Source organism: Akkermansia muciniphila (genome assembly GCF_018709685.1).
GTDB classification, from domain to species: domain Bacteria; phylum Verrucomicrobiota; class Verrucomicrobiia; order Verrucomicrobiales; family Akkermansiaceae; genus Akkermansia; species Akkermansia muciniphila_E.
Genome location: NZ_JABDHQ010000004.1, coordinates 144,624 through 157,273 on the forward strand (window position 1 = coordinate 144,624; position 12,650 = coordinate 157,273).

The 12,650-nt window shown below is 58.2% G+C and carries 15 protein-coding genes and 1 tRNA gene; 7 read left to right on the plus strand and 9 right to left on the minus strand.

Annotation, left to right across the window (positions count from 1 at the left end; genetic code table 11):
* The first annotated feature begins 57 nt into the window (after nucleotides 1-57).
* On the plus strand, nucleotides 58-1,068 hold the full coding sequence (locus HHJ06_RS04215; protein ID WP_215427882.1) for a transposase: 1,011 nt from the start codon (nucleotides 58-60) through the stop codon (nucleotides 1,066-1,068).
* Between the two features lie 129 nt (nucleotides 1,069-1,197).
* Here the strand turns inward: HHJ06_RS04215 and HHJ06_RS04220 are convergent, their stop codons facing one another.
* The gene (locus tag HHJ06_RS04220) at nucleotides 1,198-1,923 is read right to left on the minus strand and encodes a hypothetical protein (RefSeq protein WP_215427884.1); all 726 of its coding nucleotides are present in this window, start codon (nucleotides 1,921-1,923) and stop codon (nucleotides 1,198-1,200) included.
* Here HHJ06_RS04220 and HHJ06_RS04225 point away from each other — a divergent pair.
* Nucleotides 1,911-2,213: a hypothetical protein gene (locus HHJ06_RS04225; protein WP_215427886.1), complete on the plus strand. Its 303-nt coding sequence runs from the start codon at nucleotides 1,911-1,913 to the stop codon at nucleotides 2,211-2,213. The genes HHJ06_RS04220 and HHJ06_RS04225 overlap by 13 nt on opposite strands.
* 168 nt (nucleotides 2,214-2,381) lie before the next feature.
* Entirely contained in the window at nucleotides 2,382-3,737 is a 1,356-nt protein-coding gene (gene gdhA, locus HHJ06_RS04230; RefSeq protein ID WP_215427888.1) for an NADP-specific glutamate dehydrogenase, read from the plus strand.
* 186 nt (nucleotides 3,738-3,923) lie between these two features.
* Here the strand turns inward: gdhA and lpxB are convergent, their stop codons facing one another.
* The gene (gene lpxB / locus HHJ06_RS04235; RefSeq protein ID WP_215427889.1) at nucleotides 3,924-5,042 is read right to left on the minus strand and encodes a lipid-A-disaccharide synthase; all 1,119 of its coding nucleotides are present in this window, start codon (nucleotides 5,040-5,042) and stop codon (nucleotides 3,924-3,926) included.
* A gap of 133 nt (nucleotides 5,043-5,175) precedes the next feature.
* On the opposite strand from lpxB, the gene HHJ06_RS04240 reads away from it, so the two are divergent.
* Entirely contained in the window at nucleotides 5,176-5,826 is a 651-nt protein-coding gene (locus HHJ06_RS04240) for a DedA family protein (RefSeq protein ID WP_215427891.1), read from the plus strand.
* A gap of 16 nt (nucleotides 5,827-5,842) precedes the next feature.
* On the plus strand, nucleotides 5,843-6,316 hold the full coding sequence (locus tag HHJ06_RS04245) for a C-GCAxxG-C-C family protein (protein ID WP_215427894.1): 474 nt from the start codon (nucleotides 5,843-5,845) through the stop codon (nucleotides 6,314-6,316).
* A 57-nt stretch (nucleotides 6,317-6,373) separates the two neighbouring features.
* On the opposite strand, the gene HHJ06_RS04250 is transcribed toward HHJ06_RS04245, so the two are convergent.
* From HHJ06_RS04250 to HHJ06_RS04260, 3 genes are all read right to left on the minus strand, one after another.
* Nucleotides 6,374-6,709, minus strand: a complete 336-nt coding sequence (locus HHJ06_RS04250) for a ferritin family protein (RefSeq protein ID WP_215427896.1) — start codon at nucleotides 6,707-6,709, stop codon at nucleotides 6,374-6,376.
* 291 nt (nucleotides 6,710-7,000) lie between these two features.
* Nucleotides 7,001-7,345 carry a ferritin family protein gene (locus tag HHJ06_RS04255; RefSeq protein ID WP_215427898.1) on the minus strand — a complete coding sequence of 115 codons (345 nt, stop codon included), beginning with the start codon at nucleotides 7,343-7,345 and terminating at the stop codon, nucleotides 7,001-7,003.
* A 188-nt stretch (nucleotides 7,346-7,533) separates the two neighbouring features.
* On the minus strand, nucleotides 7,534-8,034 hold the full coding sequence (locus HHJ06_RS04260; RefSeq protein ID WP_215427900.1) for a thioredoxin family protein: 501 nt from the start codon (nucleotides 8,032-8,034) through the stop codon (nucleotides 7,534-7,536).
* Nucleotides 8,035-8,206: 172 nt separating this feature from the next.
* Between HHJ06_RS04260 and HHJ06_RS04265 the strand changes: the two genes are divergently transcribed.
* Nucleotides 8,207-8,281 (plus strand) — tRNA-Val (locus HHJ06_RS04265).
* A 376-nt stretch (nucleotides 8,282-8,657) separates the two neighbouring features.
* Here HHJ06_RS04265 and HHJ06_RS04270 read toward each other — a convergent pair.
* From HHJ06_RS04270 to HHJ06_RS04285, 4 genes are read right to left on the minus strand one after another with little or no spacing between them, the layout of a single operon-like run.
* Entirely contained in the window at nucleotides 8,658-9,539 is an 882-nt protein-coding gene (locus HHJ06_RS04270; protein WP_215427902.1) for a hypothetical protein, read from the minus strand.
* Complete coding sequence (locus HHJ06_RS04275; RefSeq protein WP_215427904.1) at nucleotides 9,532-9,813, minus strand: hypothetical protein; 282 nt, start codon at nucleotides 9,811-9,813, stop codon at nucleotides 9,532-9,534. The genes HHJ06_RS04270 and HHJ06_RS04275 overlap by 8 nt, the downstream gene beginning before the upstream one ends.
* Entirely contained in the window at nucleotides 9,810-11,444 is a 1,635-nt protein-coding gene (locus tag HHJ06_RS04280; RefSeq protein WP_215427906.1) for a portal protein, read from the minus strand. The genes HHJ06_RS04275 and HHJ06_RS04280 overlap by 4 nt, the downstream gene beginning before the upstream one ends.
* Before the next feature lie 8 nt (nucleotides 11,445-11,452).
* Nucleotides 11,453-11,659, minus strand: coding sequence for a hypothetical protein (locus HHJ06_RS04285; protein WP_215427908.1), 207 nt, complete (start codon nucleotides 11,657-11,659; stop codon nucleotides 11,453-11,455).
* Nucleotides 11,660-11,983: 324 nt separating this feature from the next.
* Between HHJ06_RS04285 and HHJ06_RS04290 the strand changes: the two genes are divergently transcribed.
* A complete protein-coding gene (locus HHJ06_RS04290; protein ID WP_215427910.1) occupies nucleotides 11,984-12,604 on the plus strand; it encodes a hypothetical protein in 621 nt (206 codons plus the stop codon).
* The last annotated feature ends 46 nt before the right edge of the window (nucleotides 12,605-12,650 follow it).

Consider the following 12,650-nt stretch of genomic DNA (forward strand, 5'->3'; position numbering starts at 1 on the left):
GGTTAAAAATAACAACAAACTTGCATTTTTACCCCCATCCGGTACGCTTCCGGCATTATGAGCCGTACGCTGAGAATAGAGTACCCCGGAGCGGTCTATCACGTGCAGAGCGAAGGCAACCGCGGAGACGCCATTTATCTGGATGACGAGGACCGGGAAATCTTTCTGCGCACTTTTTATGAGGCGGCCCGCAGAAGCGGCTGGACCGTGTACGCCTATGCTCTGATGGCCAATCACTACCATATTCTTTTCCAGACGGCCCGCGCCAATCTAGTGGACGGCATGAAATGGCTCCAGACCGCCTACACGCAGCGCTTTAACGCACGCCACCGCATGCGCGGCCACCTGTTTGCGGGCAGGTACCACGCCATGGTGGTGGAAGCGGAGAACGCCCATTATTTTTCCACCATTATCGACTACATTCACCTGAATCCGGCGCGGTCCGGCCTGGCGCGCCGCCACACGTTCCTTTCCGGCTGCAAGTGGACCAGCCTCCCGGCATGGCTGGCAGCCCCCGCGAAAAGGCCCAAGTGGATTCACCCGGAGCGCGGCCTGGTGTGCTTTGGCTGTGACGATACGGATGACGGGCGCCAGAAGTACCTCAACCATCTGATGGGCCGCTTTGAGGCGGAACGCATGGATGAACGCTCCCTGCTCCCCGCGGGGCACGTGGGCCCCGGCACCGTGCAGCGGGGCTGGTGCTACGGCTCCAGCGCTTTCCGCGCCAGACTGGTGGGGGAACTGCCCCGGCTGGCGCGCAGGAAGCCCGTCACTACGGGGGCGCGCGCCTCGGAAATAGGGGAATACCAGGCGGAAATCATCGTGAAAAACGGCCTGAAGGCGTTCGGCCTGTCAGAGGAGGATTTGCTTGTCACGCCCTACAGCCACCCGTCCAAGCTCATTATTGCCCTGGCCGTCCGGCAAAGCACGCTGGTTCCGTACGCCTGGATCAGCAACCGCCTGCACATGGGCATCCCCAAATCCATGGGAACCCTGCTCCACCGGGCCAAGAAGATGGCGGAGGGGGACTTGAAAACGCGGGCATGGATCGAACGCCTGACCGCCTGATTTTTCCCTGCGGGTGCGCCCGAAAGAAGCTTTTCCCTGCCCGTCACGCAGAAAAACCCGGAGAGCGGGGATCATGCCGCCTCCGGGGATGGTTCCGTAACAAGGAAAAGAACGCCGGGGTGAACGGGATTACGCCCTGCAACGGCGCACCATCATAACGGCCAGTCCAAGCAATCCCATGGAGGCCACAGCCGGTTCCGGAACGACTGAAAACGCCATGGCCGCAACCCCGGCCTTCTGCCCTCCGATGCGGAAATCCAGGGTATCCGCCGTGGCCTCTCCCGTCCACTTGACCAGGGTCAGCTTGCCGTTGGCGAAGGAAGGAGTGGATGAAAATCCGCTCCCGTCCGCCGCGGCGTATTCGAAGGAGCCGGTACCCCCGGTCACGGCAGTAGCCCCCGGAGCAGAGGCAGTACTGGAAATGAACATATACAGCGTTACCGTATCTCCCACGGTCAGCCCTCCCAATTGAATGGAGGATGTAGTGGAACCTCCGGCCCCGGGAGCCATATAGGAGGCCAGCGCGCCGTAATCAAAAGAACCGAGGGTATTAACCAGGTCCGTCATCGCCGCCTTGTTCTGGTAATAAGCGTAATAGGCAGGGTCGTCCTCCCCGGGAGCCATGGTGGCAAGCGTCGTGTTGAAGAAGTTTCCGGCGCTTTTAACGATTTTAAGAGTATAGGGAGTCTCGCTGCCGGAGGCGTCCACCAGGGGGAGAACAGCCGCAGCGTTGGAAGTGTATTGGTTCATGCCGTCCCTTCCTTCCCCATCCCTGTACACATCCACAAAAACAGAAGCCGCCTGGGCAATGGAAAAAGCCCCTCCGGCAATAAGCAGGAATAATGTTTTCTTCATGGTTTTTGACTATTCTGACAATGAAGGCCAGTTTAAGGATTTTGAATCCGGACGATTACGCAAAGAGCAGAAAACCGCCTGCTTATAAAAAATACCCCGTCCATTCATTGCGGAGCAATTCCGCCTGTGGCGCAGCGGCGTTTTACGATAACTTTTTCTTTTTCATTTATTCTTTATTGACACCGGATTCAAAATCCGCCTCCGGGAAAAAAGAGTCCGGATGGCCGGGTAAAGCCGCCGGCTTCCGCCGCCCGGAACGCGCTGCGCGGGCAAGAGCCAGGCGGCGATAGGGTCAGTTTACAAATTACAACACGGAAAGATATTTTCCATTTTCCTGCTGACCCCTGATGCTTTCCCGGGAAAAAAATGATTGCCAGTCTGCGCCGCGGAATGATAAACGGAAGGCGCGTGCGAACAACCGCGCGTGAAGCGTCAACCCAAATATAACAACAGAGAAGATGGCACAGACATATTCCCAGCGCGTGCTCGACTTGGTGAAAGCCAGGAACAGCCACGAAAAAGAATTCATCCAGGCCGTTCAGGAAGTGCTCAACACGATTGAGCCGGTTCTGGCCGCGAATTCCAAGTATGAAGACCACGCGATTCTGGAACGGATCGTGGAACCGGAAAGGACCATCCTGTTCCGCGTGCCGTGGATCGACGACCAGGGCAAGGTTCAGGTGAATCGCGGGTACCGTGTGGAATTCAACAGCGCCATCGGGCCGTACAAGGGCGGCCTCCGCTTCCACCCCAGCGTGAACCTCGGCATTCTGAAGTTCCTGGGTTTTGAACAGGTTTTCAAGAACTCCCTCACCACCCTTCCCATGGGCGGCGGCAAGGGCGGCTCCGACTTCGACCCCAAGGGCAAGAGCGACAATGAAGTGATGCGCTTCTGCCAGAGCTTCATGACGGAGCTTCAGCGCCACATTGGCGCCAATACGGACGTTCCCGCCGGGGACATTGGCGTGGGCGGCCGCGAAATCGGCTATCTGTTCGGCCAGTACAAGAGAATCCGCAATGAATTCACCGGCGTTCTCACCGGCAAGAGCCTGAACTGGGGCGGCTCCCTCATCCGCCCGGAAGCTACCGGCTACGGCTGCGTGTACTTTGCCCAGAACATGCTCGCCACCCGCAATGACGACTTGCAGGGCAAGATTTGCCTGGTGTCCGGCTCCGGCAACGTGGCCCAGTACACCGTGGAAAAACTGAATGAACTGGGCGCGAAGCCCGTCACGATGTCCGACTCCAACGGCTTCATTTACGATCCGGACGGCATTTCCCCGGAAAAACTGGCCTGGGTCATGGAACTCAAGAACAAGCGCCGCGGCCGCATTGCGGAATACGTTAAGGAGTTCCCGAAGGCGCAGTACTTTGAAGGCCAGCGTCCCTGGAGCGTCCCGTGCGACTGCGCCTTCCCCTCCGCCACGCAGAATGAAATCAACGGAGAAGACGCCCGCACCCTGATCAAGAACGGCTGTACGCTGGTGGCGGAAGGCGCCAACATGCCCACGGACCTGGAAGGCATTGAAACCTACCTGGCCGCCAAGATCCTGTACGGTCCCGCCAAGGCCGCCAATGCCGGCGGCGTGGCTACCTCCGGCCTGGAAATGTCCCAGAACAGCCAGCGCCTCTCCTGGACGCGCGAGGAAGTGGACCACAAGCTGAAGAGCATCATGGCCAACATCCACGCGAACGCCCTGGCCCATGCCAGGGAGTACTCCTCCGACAAATCCTTCACCAACTACGTCACCGGCGCCAACATTGCCGGCTTCGTGAAGGTGGCGGATTCCATGATCGACCAGGGAGTGGTCTGAGCCTGCCTGCTTTCAACGTAAAACACACCATGAAGCGCCGGGTTCGCCCGGCGCTTTTTCATTCTTCCGGAGGCCTTGATTCTCAAGGAAACGCCACGGCCAAGGCAGAAGCACAGAAACCGCGCCCAATCAAACAGGCACTCCCGGTTCTCCCGGAACCAATATCCGGGGAAAAAGCCTTGCCGCTTACTCCTCCAACAGATGGCACACGGCCTGCGCCGCATGTTCCGCAGCGCCCCCCTGCCCCAGCTTGTCGGAGGCGTCTTTCATTTCCGCCAGCAGGGCGTCCCTGTTTTCCGGAACCAGCAGGCGTTCTATTTCCTGAATCACCTTCTCCGGCGTAAAGTCAAACTGGACCAGCTCCTTTACCACGGGCTTCTGCGCCAGAATGTTCACCATGCCGATAAAGCGTATTTTAATGAGCATGCGGGCCATCCAGTACGTGAGCAGCGGAACCTTGTACACCAGCATGTACGGGAGGCGGTGCAAGGCGGCCTCCATCGTGGCGGTGCCGGAAGCCACCACGCCCACGGCGGCGCGGTCCATCAGTTCATGATAGCCACCCACCGTAATGTGGAAGAGTTCCGGCCGCATGCCGGCGTTTTGCGCCATGCCGTGCATTCTTTCTGCAAGCGCCTCCGTGGAGGCGGCAGTTTCAAAGGACAGCTCCGGCCGTTCCCGGGAAAGACGGCGCACTACCTCTATGAACACCGGAAAATGCCTGTCAATCTCCCTGTTCCGGCTGCCTGGAAAGAGCCCGATCAGGGACGGCTGCCGGACGCCCTCCTTACGGATGGAGGCAATCTCATCCACCAGGGGATGCCCCACGAACTCCGTTCTCAGCCCGGCTTCCTGGAACAAGGGAGCCTCAAAGGGGAAAATGCACATCATCAGGTCCAGCATGCGCACCATCTTGGGAATGCGCCCGCGGTGCCAGGCCCACACCTGCGGGGAGATAAAATAAACGATTTTGGTACGGGGGCAGCACTTGCGGACTTTTTCCGCCAGGCGCAGGTTGAATCCCGGGTAGTCAATCAGGATGAGGCAGTCCGGCTGGTCCTGCCGTATACGCTCCAGAATGGAGAGAAAACGCCTCCTGAACCATCCGTACTTCTTGAGTACCTCCACCACGCCGATGACGGCGGCTTCATCCGCCCAGTCCTCCACGCCGGGGCACAGCGCATGCATGCCGCGGCCGCCCAGCCCCTGAACGTCCATTCCGGGCATCAGGCGCAGCAGATTCTTCAACAGCAGGGCTCCGTGAATATCCCCGCTCTTCTCTCCTGCTATAATATAAAGCTTCATCACTCTCCGCTGCGGCGCGCGCCGTATGCCTTTTTATCTTACCAGCCCCGTTTCAGCGGCGCAATAAAAGACTTTCCTTTCAAGGATTTTAATGCAAGATACGCGCCGTATGCATGAATTGGTCTCGCTTTGGATGTCCTGGGTGCAGGACTGGGGTTACGTGGGCGTCATCGTCCTGATGGCCATGGAAAGCTCCATCTTTCCCGTCCCCAGTGAGGTAGTCATTCCGCCCGCGGCCATCCTTTCCGCCCAGGACGGGGCGGGCATGAGCTTCTGGGGGGTGGTGATTGCGGGGACGTTCGGTTCCTGGCTGGGGTCCGCCATTACATACGCGGTTGCCCGCATCGTGGGGCGCCCGGTTATCATGCGCTGGGGCAAATTCTTTTTCATGCCCCCCCAAAAGGTGGAAAAAGCGGAAGTCTTTCTCCAGCGTTACGAGGTCTCCGGCGTTTTCTTCGCCCGCCTGCTGCCCGTTATCCGCCACCTGATCTCCATTCCCGCGGGGATTGTCCGCATGGGATTCGGCGTCTTCTCCCTGGTCACGGTGCTGGGAGCGTTTGCCTGGTGCACGGTGCTCGCCTGGTACGGCCACCGCATTGGAGAACGGCATCCGGAACTGCTCAAATCCCCGGATGAACTGATCCTCACCGTCAAGAGCGAAAGCCTTCCCCTCATTCTGGCCGTGCTGGTGCTGGCCGTCTGCTACATCATCATGCTGCGGCTGACGGACCGCAAGAAGCCGCAGGATGCCGCCGCAGAAGCCGCTGCTGAAAAGGAGCAGTAACCCCCATGTTTTTTCCATGAGCGCTTCCAAGGAAGACCGGGCAGCCAGGGCGCTGGACTATTTCCACCAGGGGTACAACTGTTCCCAGTCCGTCTTTGCCGCCTTTGCGGACGTCTGCGGCCTGACGGAAGAAACGGCCCTGAAGCTTTCCTCCCCGCTTGGAGCTGGCATAGGCCGCATGCGGGAGGTGTGCGGAGCTTTTTGCGGACTGAGCATGCTGGCGGGAAGCCTGTACGGAAACAGTTCTCCGGAAACCGGAGAAAAGGAAAAAATCTTTTCCCTGGTGCAATCCCTGGCGGCCTCCTTCAAACAGGAATTCGGCACGCTTTACTGCCGGGAGCTGCTGGGCCTGTCTCCGGAACGGCTGGCTGCGGAAACGGCGCGCCCCGGCGAACGGACCGCGGCCTATTACGCCTCACGCCCCTGCGAACGCTGCATTGCCTTCTGCGCCCGGCAGGCGGCCGCTCTGGAAGCAAAGGCACAGCATTGAAATGCCCGGTCTCCCCACGCAGGAAAACCGGGCATTTCAAGCAGACGGAAAGTTCCGTCAATGGGAACTGCATGAACCGTCCTTGCAGGACGCTTTCAGCTTGTCAATTTTTTCATTGGTTTCACCCATTCCTTCGTCGTAAAAGCCCTGTTCATCCGGGGCCAGTACCTGAAGGAGACGGAGAAATTCTCCCGCGTGTTCCTTTTCTTCATTGGAAATATCCAAAAGAACTTCCTGAGCCAGTTTGTTGTCGATGGATTCGGCAAGCTGGGTATAGAGCTGGATGGCCTCATACTCCGCTGCGATCATAAACCGGATGGCCCTCACCAATTCGTCATGGGTGAGCATCCGGTCTTCCTTCAGTCCGCTAAATGCATTTGTAAATTCAGGCATGCAGGTATGACTCAAATCACCACTAATGTATTCAAAATGTTTTTGTCATACATTTTTTGCGACATTCTTTGAACTTTTTCCATAGAAAATGGTCTAATAGCGGCGATGCCGCTTCCCGTCATGTTTTGAGGCGGGGGAACTAGCAATTTTCCGCCCCCCTCTCCGGCGTGCCTTCCACTACGGATGTGAAATGAGAGAGACAAAACGGGGCGCCCCATACGGCAAGAGAAAACGCCCGACTTCTCCCTGAAGGAAAAAGCGGGCGTTTGACAGCGGCGGATGGGAAATCCGTCAATGGGCAGGGGAATTGCCGCATTTGCCGTCCGGGCAGGACGCTTTCAGCTTGTCAATTTTTTCATTGGTTTCACCCATTCCTTCGTCGTAGAAGCCCTGTTCATCCGGGGCCAGAACTTGGAGAAGACGGAGGAATTCTCCCGCGTGTTCCTTCTCTTCATCGGAAATATCCCAAAGAACTTCCTGGGCCAGTTTATGGTCAATGGAGGCGGCAAGCTGGGTATAAAGCTGGATGGATTCATATTCCGCTGCGATCATGAAACGGATGGCCCTCACCAATTCGTCATGGGTGAGCATCCGGTCTTCCTTCAGTCCGCTAAATGCATTTGTAAATTCAGGCATACCAGTAGGACCGGATAAACAAATTCTTCATTCAATATGCTTTTGTCATAATTTTCCTACGGATTTTTTTAAGCTTTCATGATGAAAAAAAGTTTCATGAAAATTTCCCTCCTTTCCTCTAAAATACGGCAGGAGCTGCGGCTTTAACACCACAGCTCCTGCCAGAATCCCGGTTGGGAGCAAGCACCCTACCTGGCCTCCGCCGGCTTGGGAGCGTACTTCTTGAAAAACTCAACGTATTGGACAGGAGACCGGCCGGGAACATAGCCCGTGCGGCCCAGCTCCTTCCCTTGGGCGTCTACCACCACCATGGCGGGAACGCCGCGAATGCCGTACTCCTTCGCTTCCTTGGATTTGCTGAAATCTGGACTGCCGAACTCAAACTTGACGCCGATGGCTACGCCATCCATGCCTTGCTTGAACTCCTTCTTGGAAAGAATTTCCTTCTCCAGCTTAATGCAGTAACCGCACCAGGACGTTCCCGTGAAAAGAAGAACAATGGGAAGGCCCGTCTCCTCCGACTGCTTCTGGGCGCTTTTCATGCTCTTGCCCCACTTGAACTTCACCTTGGCGGCCTTGGCCGCTTTTGCGGCGGCTTCCTTGTCAGGCGAGAGGCCCTGGGCCATGGAAACTCCGGAAACGCTGAATCCGAGCACGGCGCATAATGCAAAAATTGAATGTCTGTTCATTAGATTTGGGAATGGTTCCCTGCAAATTAACAGGAAATGGCAGCATAGGAAGACAAATCAGCGTCTTTCCCATACGGGAGAGGACGGATTTCCTCCCGAAATGGACGCTCTCCTAAAAAAAGTATTGCTCTTTCCACCCCAATCGGGTAATAATCCGCCCGCACTTCCAAACGCGCGGTTAGCTCAGTGGTAGAGCAACACCTTGACATGGTGGAGGTCGTAGGTTCAAATCCTATACCGCGTACCACTTTTTTAAAATCCCGTCCCTTCCCGGACGGGATTTTTTATTCCGGCACCCCAGGACTTCCAACTTTTCTCCTGCATCTCCGTCGGCACGGCCTGGAAGAAAAAGCCTGTTTGCGGAGGGTGCTCCGCACACCCGGATAGAGAAAAAGAAGCCGGGAAACATGGCATTTGCAGCGCCTGCGGCAGGAAAGGCAAAAATCTTTTCCCATCTTTTTTTGAACACAACCCCACCCTCAGGACGCTAATAGTGTGAAGGCAGATGAAGGCCGCAGCCCTTGACCCTCCTTCCCTGATGAAATAATGACCATTAAGAGCCCGGCGGAGGAAATCCCTCCGCCGGGCTTGCTGTTGGCCAGGGCCGCCAGATAATCCACGGTTTACCGGGACGTCAGGCGGTCATACAATTCATTGGCATATCTGTGGTTGGGATGGTTCACGTTCATATACGCATCATAAAGCGGGTGGGAAGGGTCTGACTCCATGCGCATGGCCTCCTCCGCAGGAGAAGGCGTATCATTCCCCGAATGATGAAGGGGCGCTTCATCCAGCAGGCGGGAGGCTTGGAACAGCAGCCGGATCACGTCCGGATTGGAACCGAGCTCCGGATGATCAAGCAGGGCGTCCGCATCCACGCCCGTCTCTGACGCAAGCCGCTGGAGAGCGGCGGTAGCCCGGCCCATGTTGCGCTCATAATTGGCGCCCCATTCCTGCTGCAGGGACTCTTCCGCCCGGGTTTCCATCTCCAGCCGGGAATCCGCCATCTGTTCCCTGGCTTCCTGATACGCCTGGGACATTGTCTCCTGAAGGGCATTCATGGCTTCCGGAGGCACGCCGTAACGGTAGGCCGTGCGGGCCATGCGTTCCGCCAGTCCGGCGTTCCACTCGCTTTCCGGCATGGATTCCGGTCGCTCCAGGCGGTACTCCTCCTCTGACTCCGGAAGCCCGGCCATCCGCCGGAACCGCTCCATCTGCTCCTCATTCTCCACACCGGGATAATGCCGCATGCGCTCCAGCTCCGCGTAACTCTTGGCCAGGGCCTCCGGCGTCTTAAACTTGGAAAGGGACTTCTCCATCCCCTTCAGCTCATCAAAACGGGCGTACCAGTCCGGAACAAAACCTCCGTCCTCCCCCAGAAGGCCGGGAAGAGGTTCGGACGGCGCGGGAGCCCCGGTTAAAATTTCCGCCTCCGGAGAAACTCCCCCGGAAAAATCCGCCTCCCTGGAGGGGGCGGCCGTATGGTTATCAATGGAATCAATCATTTTTTTCTTCTGCTGTGGATTCTTTAATGGCTAGTTGAAGCTGGCGGCGAATGTACAGGAATATCTCCCTGTAAGCATCCCGCCTCATGGCGTCCAGGGGGTCGTAGCTCCCGGGACTGCCTTGAAAAACGGGCAAATCAGTCTGGAAGCGAGCCTCCAGAAAGGTCAGCGCCTCCCGCCCGTCCGGGGTGTCAAACACCCGGAGAAGCTGGCGCCTTCTAAGACGGGCCTCCCTGAGGGAAGCCTCCTGCTGCAATGTCGTATCCTGGTTCATTCCTGAATTGCTGTTAACTGGTCAAGTAAAGGATTGAGGGAAGCGTACGGGTCCTCTTCCGCCGGGGCTTGCGCGGCCTCCTGCTGGCGGTCCGCACGCTCCTTCCGCATGGCCTGGACGTCAGCCCATGGCCTCAGCATGCTCTCCGGGGCGCCGTCCACACGGGTGGACAGGCGGAAACAATGGTCCCAGTCCACATGGTCCGCCAGGTCCGGCGCGGCCTGCATCATCATATTCAGGCGCTGAAGGCTGCGGTCCATCCCCTCGCTCTGCAAGCGCCTGAGCACCAGCGCAATCTTTGACTGGTACACCACCCTGGGTTCTCCGACGGCAATGGCCCCGTCCCTCCCCTCCCGCAGAACGGCGCGGGGAGGCCTGGGGAACTTGCCCATGCGGAACAGCAGGGAGAAAATGCGCGTCATGGTGGAATACAGGTCACTCACAAACAGCGTGAAAGACGGGGAAAACATCAGAACGCGTTCGTTCTCCCGGGCCATCACCTCCGTGGCGGTCATGCTGCCGCGGTGGCCGCTCCAGAGCTCCAGCATGGGCAGGTAATAGGCGCGCCGGATGGCGTCCTGCTTCTGCGCCAGGCGGTCCATCCCTACGTCGTACCTGCCCTGCGTGGCCCACTCCCGCGGAAGGTGGAGGGAAGCGGCCTCCGGCGTGATGACGGTTCTGCCGCCGGCCCTCAGGTCCACCTCCCCGATCTGGTTAGCCAGCTCCAGAATGCGGGGGAAGGCGGCAACCTCACCCAGGGTGTCCAGAATACGGTTCAGAAACTGCACCTGCTGGATGGCGGGAAACACCAGCCTGCCGGGCGCAAGGCCGTACGGCCCGCTGCCCCACTTCAAAAACCGGGTCACCAGGTACGGAAACTCCATGTATCCCCCTTCCTCCACGATCACCTGGTCATCCAGGGACAGGTACACGCTCTCAAACGGCATGTGGGCGGCCTGTTCCCTGCGGCGGCTGCGCCGGGCGCGCGGACGAACCACATGCAGGAACCTCAAGGACGTGGCGTATGGATTGCCTCCGCGTTCCAGCGCCTCCCGCGCACGGGGGCCCAGCGCCTTCAGGCCGAACATGGAACGTGCCTGGTGGGCGGTATAGGTAAACTCCCGCACGTAGGTATCCACCCGGCCTTCCGCATTCTCCGCGCAGGCGAACTGCCCGCACGGAATATTTGTAAACAGCAGCCTGCCGTCTGACGAATTCCCAGTAAACAGGCTTCCCGTTCCCAAAGCCACCCGGTCCAGAAAACACTCATGGATCTCCGTATAGAAATTGGAAACGGACAGCTCCTTCAAGGCAATCTCCGAGCACTGGTTATACCAGGCCTCCGCTTCATCCCCGCCCCGGTCATCCGGAGCGGACCACTTGAACCACACGTCATGGCTGGGCGTGATGTAGGACATATGGCCGCTTGCCAGCTTCTGGCAAGCCTCCACGGCAGTGGTATCCGTCATGCGGTCCATGGCGTCCCTACTGGGCAGGGAAACATCCCCTTCCCGGTTCAGGCGCCGCGGCAGCACGTAATCCCTCAAACGGTCCCACCACGTCTCCCAGGGAGCGCGCTGGGCGGCCAGGGACTTGTACACGGAATTCAACTCCGCAACTCTCTCTTCCATGGCGGCGGCTATCCCAGGGTTTTCCTAAGCAGGGTGCGGGGATTGGCCTCCTCCTGCCCGGCGGAAGAATGGCGGCGTGCCAGAATGGTGGAAATCATCCCCTGCCTCTGGCGCTCCCGTGCCTGGTAATCCTCTCCTGTTTCCTCCCCCACACTCTCCGCCTTCACTGGAATGGTCTGCTCCGGCGCGGGAGTGGGCGGTGTGGATGGTTTCATGAATCCCATAATCTTTTTTTCTTTCTATGCATGGTTTTATTGATGGCCCGTTCCGTTTGCCGGAATAAATGGCTCCGTGGAGGTCCGGACGCCTGCCGCACGGATAAGCCATGCGGTTCAGGCGCCTTCTCACCGTAAAGGAAAAGGGCACGCTCTTCACCTGCCCGGAAACTCCCGGACCGGTGCATGCGTCTATCAAATAGACCAATTGCCGGAAAATGCACCTGGGGAAAAAACGTCCGCATACATGCCACCGGTGGCATAAAAGAGGGAGCTCCCAAACAAGATGCATTACCCGGCCAAATCCGGCAAACATGTGGCGTTATGACTCATGAATCCTTACTTCAGCCGGATACCCCCTCCGCGCTGGATATTTGCAACGCCGCGCTCTCCAAGATCGGGGAAGCGCCGCTGGATGCGCTGATTGCCAATGAATCCACGGCATCCCGTCTCTGCGTTCTTCACTACCACCCGGCCCGGAGGGAAACCCTCTGCATGGCGCGCTGGACCTTCGCCACCACGCAAACCATGCTGGACTCCGTCTCCGCCCAGGCTCCCAACTCCCTGACCCCCTACCAGTTCACGCTGCCTGCGGACTGCCTGCGCGTCCTGGATGTGGAATGTACGGAATGGAAAATGCAAGGGCGCCGCATCCATGCCTCACGCGCTCCGCTGCCCATGAGCTACATTGCGGACATTGAAGACGCAAACCAATTTGATCCCCTCTTCATGGACGCCCTGGCTACGCGCCTGGCGGAGAAACTGGCCATGCCCATGACGGGAAACCAGAGCCTGCGCCAGAACCTTCACCAGGAATTCCATAAAATCATTCTTCCGCAGGCAGCCACCGTCAACGCCGTGCAATCCTTTTCCAACGACTCCCACCCCCTGCTGGACCTGCTGAGGAAAATCAAATCTCCCACCTGCCCGGAGGAATGTGAATAACAGGAGAATAACACGGGAACAACGTAACGATAACTTGTGAATACAC

Excerpts from the sequence above, each read along its gene's own strand:
- lpxB (WP_215427889.1), bottom strand. The coding sequence starts at position 5,042 with ATGAAGCTTTATATTATAGCAGGAGAGAAGAGCGGGGATATTCACGGA.
- HHJ06_RS04215 (WP_215427882.1), top strand. The coding sequence starts at position 58 with ATGAGCCGTACGCTGAGAATAGAGTACCCCGGAGCGGTCTATCACGTG.
- HHJ06_RS04245 (WP_215427894.1), top strand. The coding sequence starts at position 5,843 with ATGAGCGCTTCCAAGGAAGACCGGGCAGCCAGGGCGCTGGACTATTTC.
- HHJ06_RS04280 (WP_215427906.1), bottom strand. The coding sequence starts at position 11,444 with ATGGAAGAGAGAGTTGCGGAGTTGAATTCCGTGTACAAGTCCCTGGCC.
- HHJ06_RS04220 (WP_215427884.1), bottom strand. The coding sequence starts at position 1,923 with ATGAAGAAAACATTATTCCTGCTTATTGCCGGAGGGGCTTTTTCCATT.
- HHJ06_RS04285 (WP_215427908.1), bottom strand. The coding sequence starts at position 11,659 with ATGAAACCATCCACACCGCCCACTCCCGCGCCGGAGCAGACCATTCCA.
- gdhA (WP_215427888.1), top strand. The coding sequence starts at position 2,382 with ATGGCACAGACATATTCCCAGCGCGTGCTCGACTTGGTGAAAGCCAGG.
- HHJ06_RS04225 (WP_215427886.1), top strand. The coding sequence starts at position 1,911 with ATGTTTTCTTCATGGTTTTTGACTATTCTGACAATGAAGGCCAGTTTA.
- HHJ06_RS04240 (WP_215427891.1), top strand. The coding sequence starts at position 5,176 with ATGTCCTGGGTGCAGGACTGGGGTTACGTGGGCGTCATCGTCCTGATG.
- HHJ06_RS04270 (WP_215427902.1), bottom strand. The coding sequence starts at position 9,539 with ATGATTGATTCCATTGATAACCATACGGCCGCCCCCTCCAGGGAGGCG.
- HHJ06_RS04275 (WP_215427904.1), bottom strand. The coding sequence starts at position 9,813 with ATGAACCAGGATACGACATTGCAGCAGGAGGCTTCCCTCAGGGAGGCC.
- HHJ06_RS04255 (WP_215427898.1), bottom strand. The coding sequence starts at position 7,345 with ATGCCTGAATTTACAAATGCATTTAGCGGACTGAAGGAAGACCGGATG.
- HHJ06_RS04290 (WP_215427910.1), top strand. The coding sequence starts at position 11,984 with ATGACTCATGAATCCTTACTTCAGCCGGATACCCCCTCCGCGCTGGAT.
- HHJ06_RS04260 (WP_215427900.1), bottom strand. The coding sequence starts at position 8,034 with ATGAACAGACATTCAATTTTTGCATTATGCGCCGTGCTCGGATTCAGC.
- HHJ06_RS04250 (WP_215427896.1), bottom strand. The coding sequence starts at position 6,709 with ATGCCTGAATTTACAAATGCATTTAGCGGACTGAAGGAAGACCGGATG.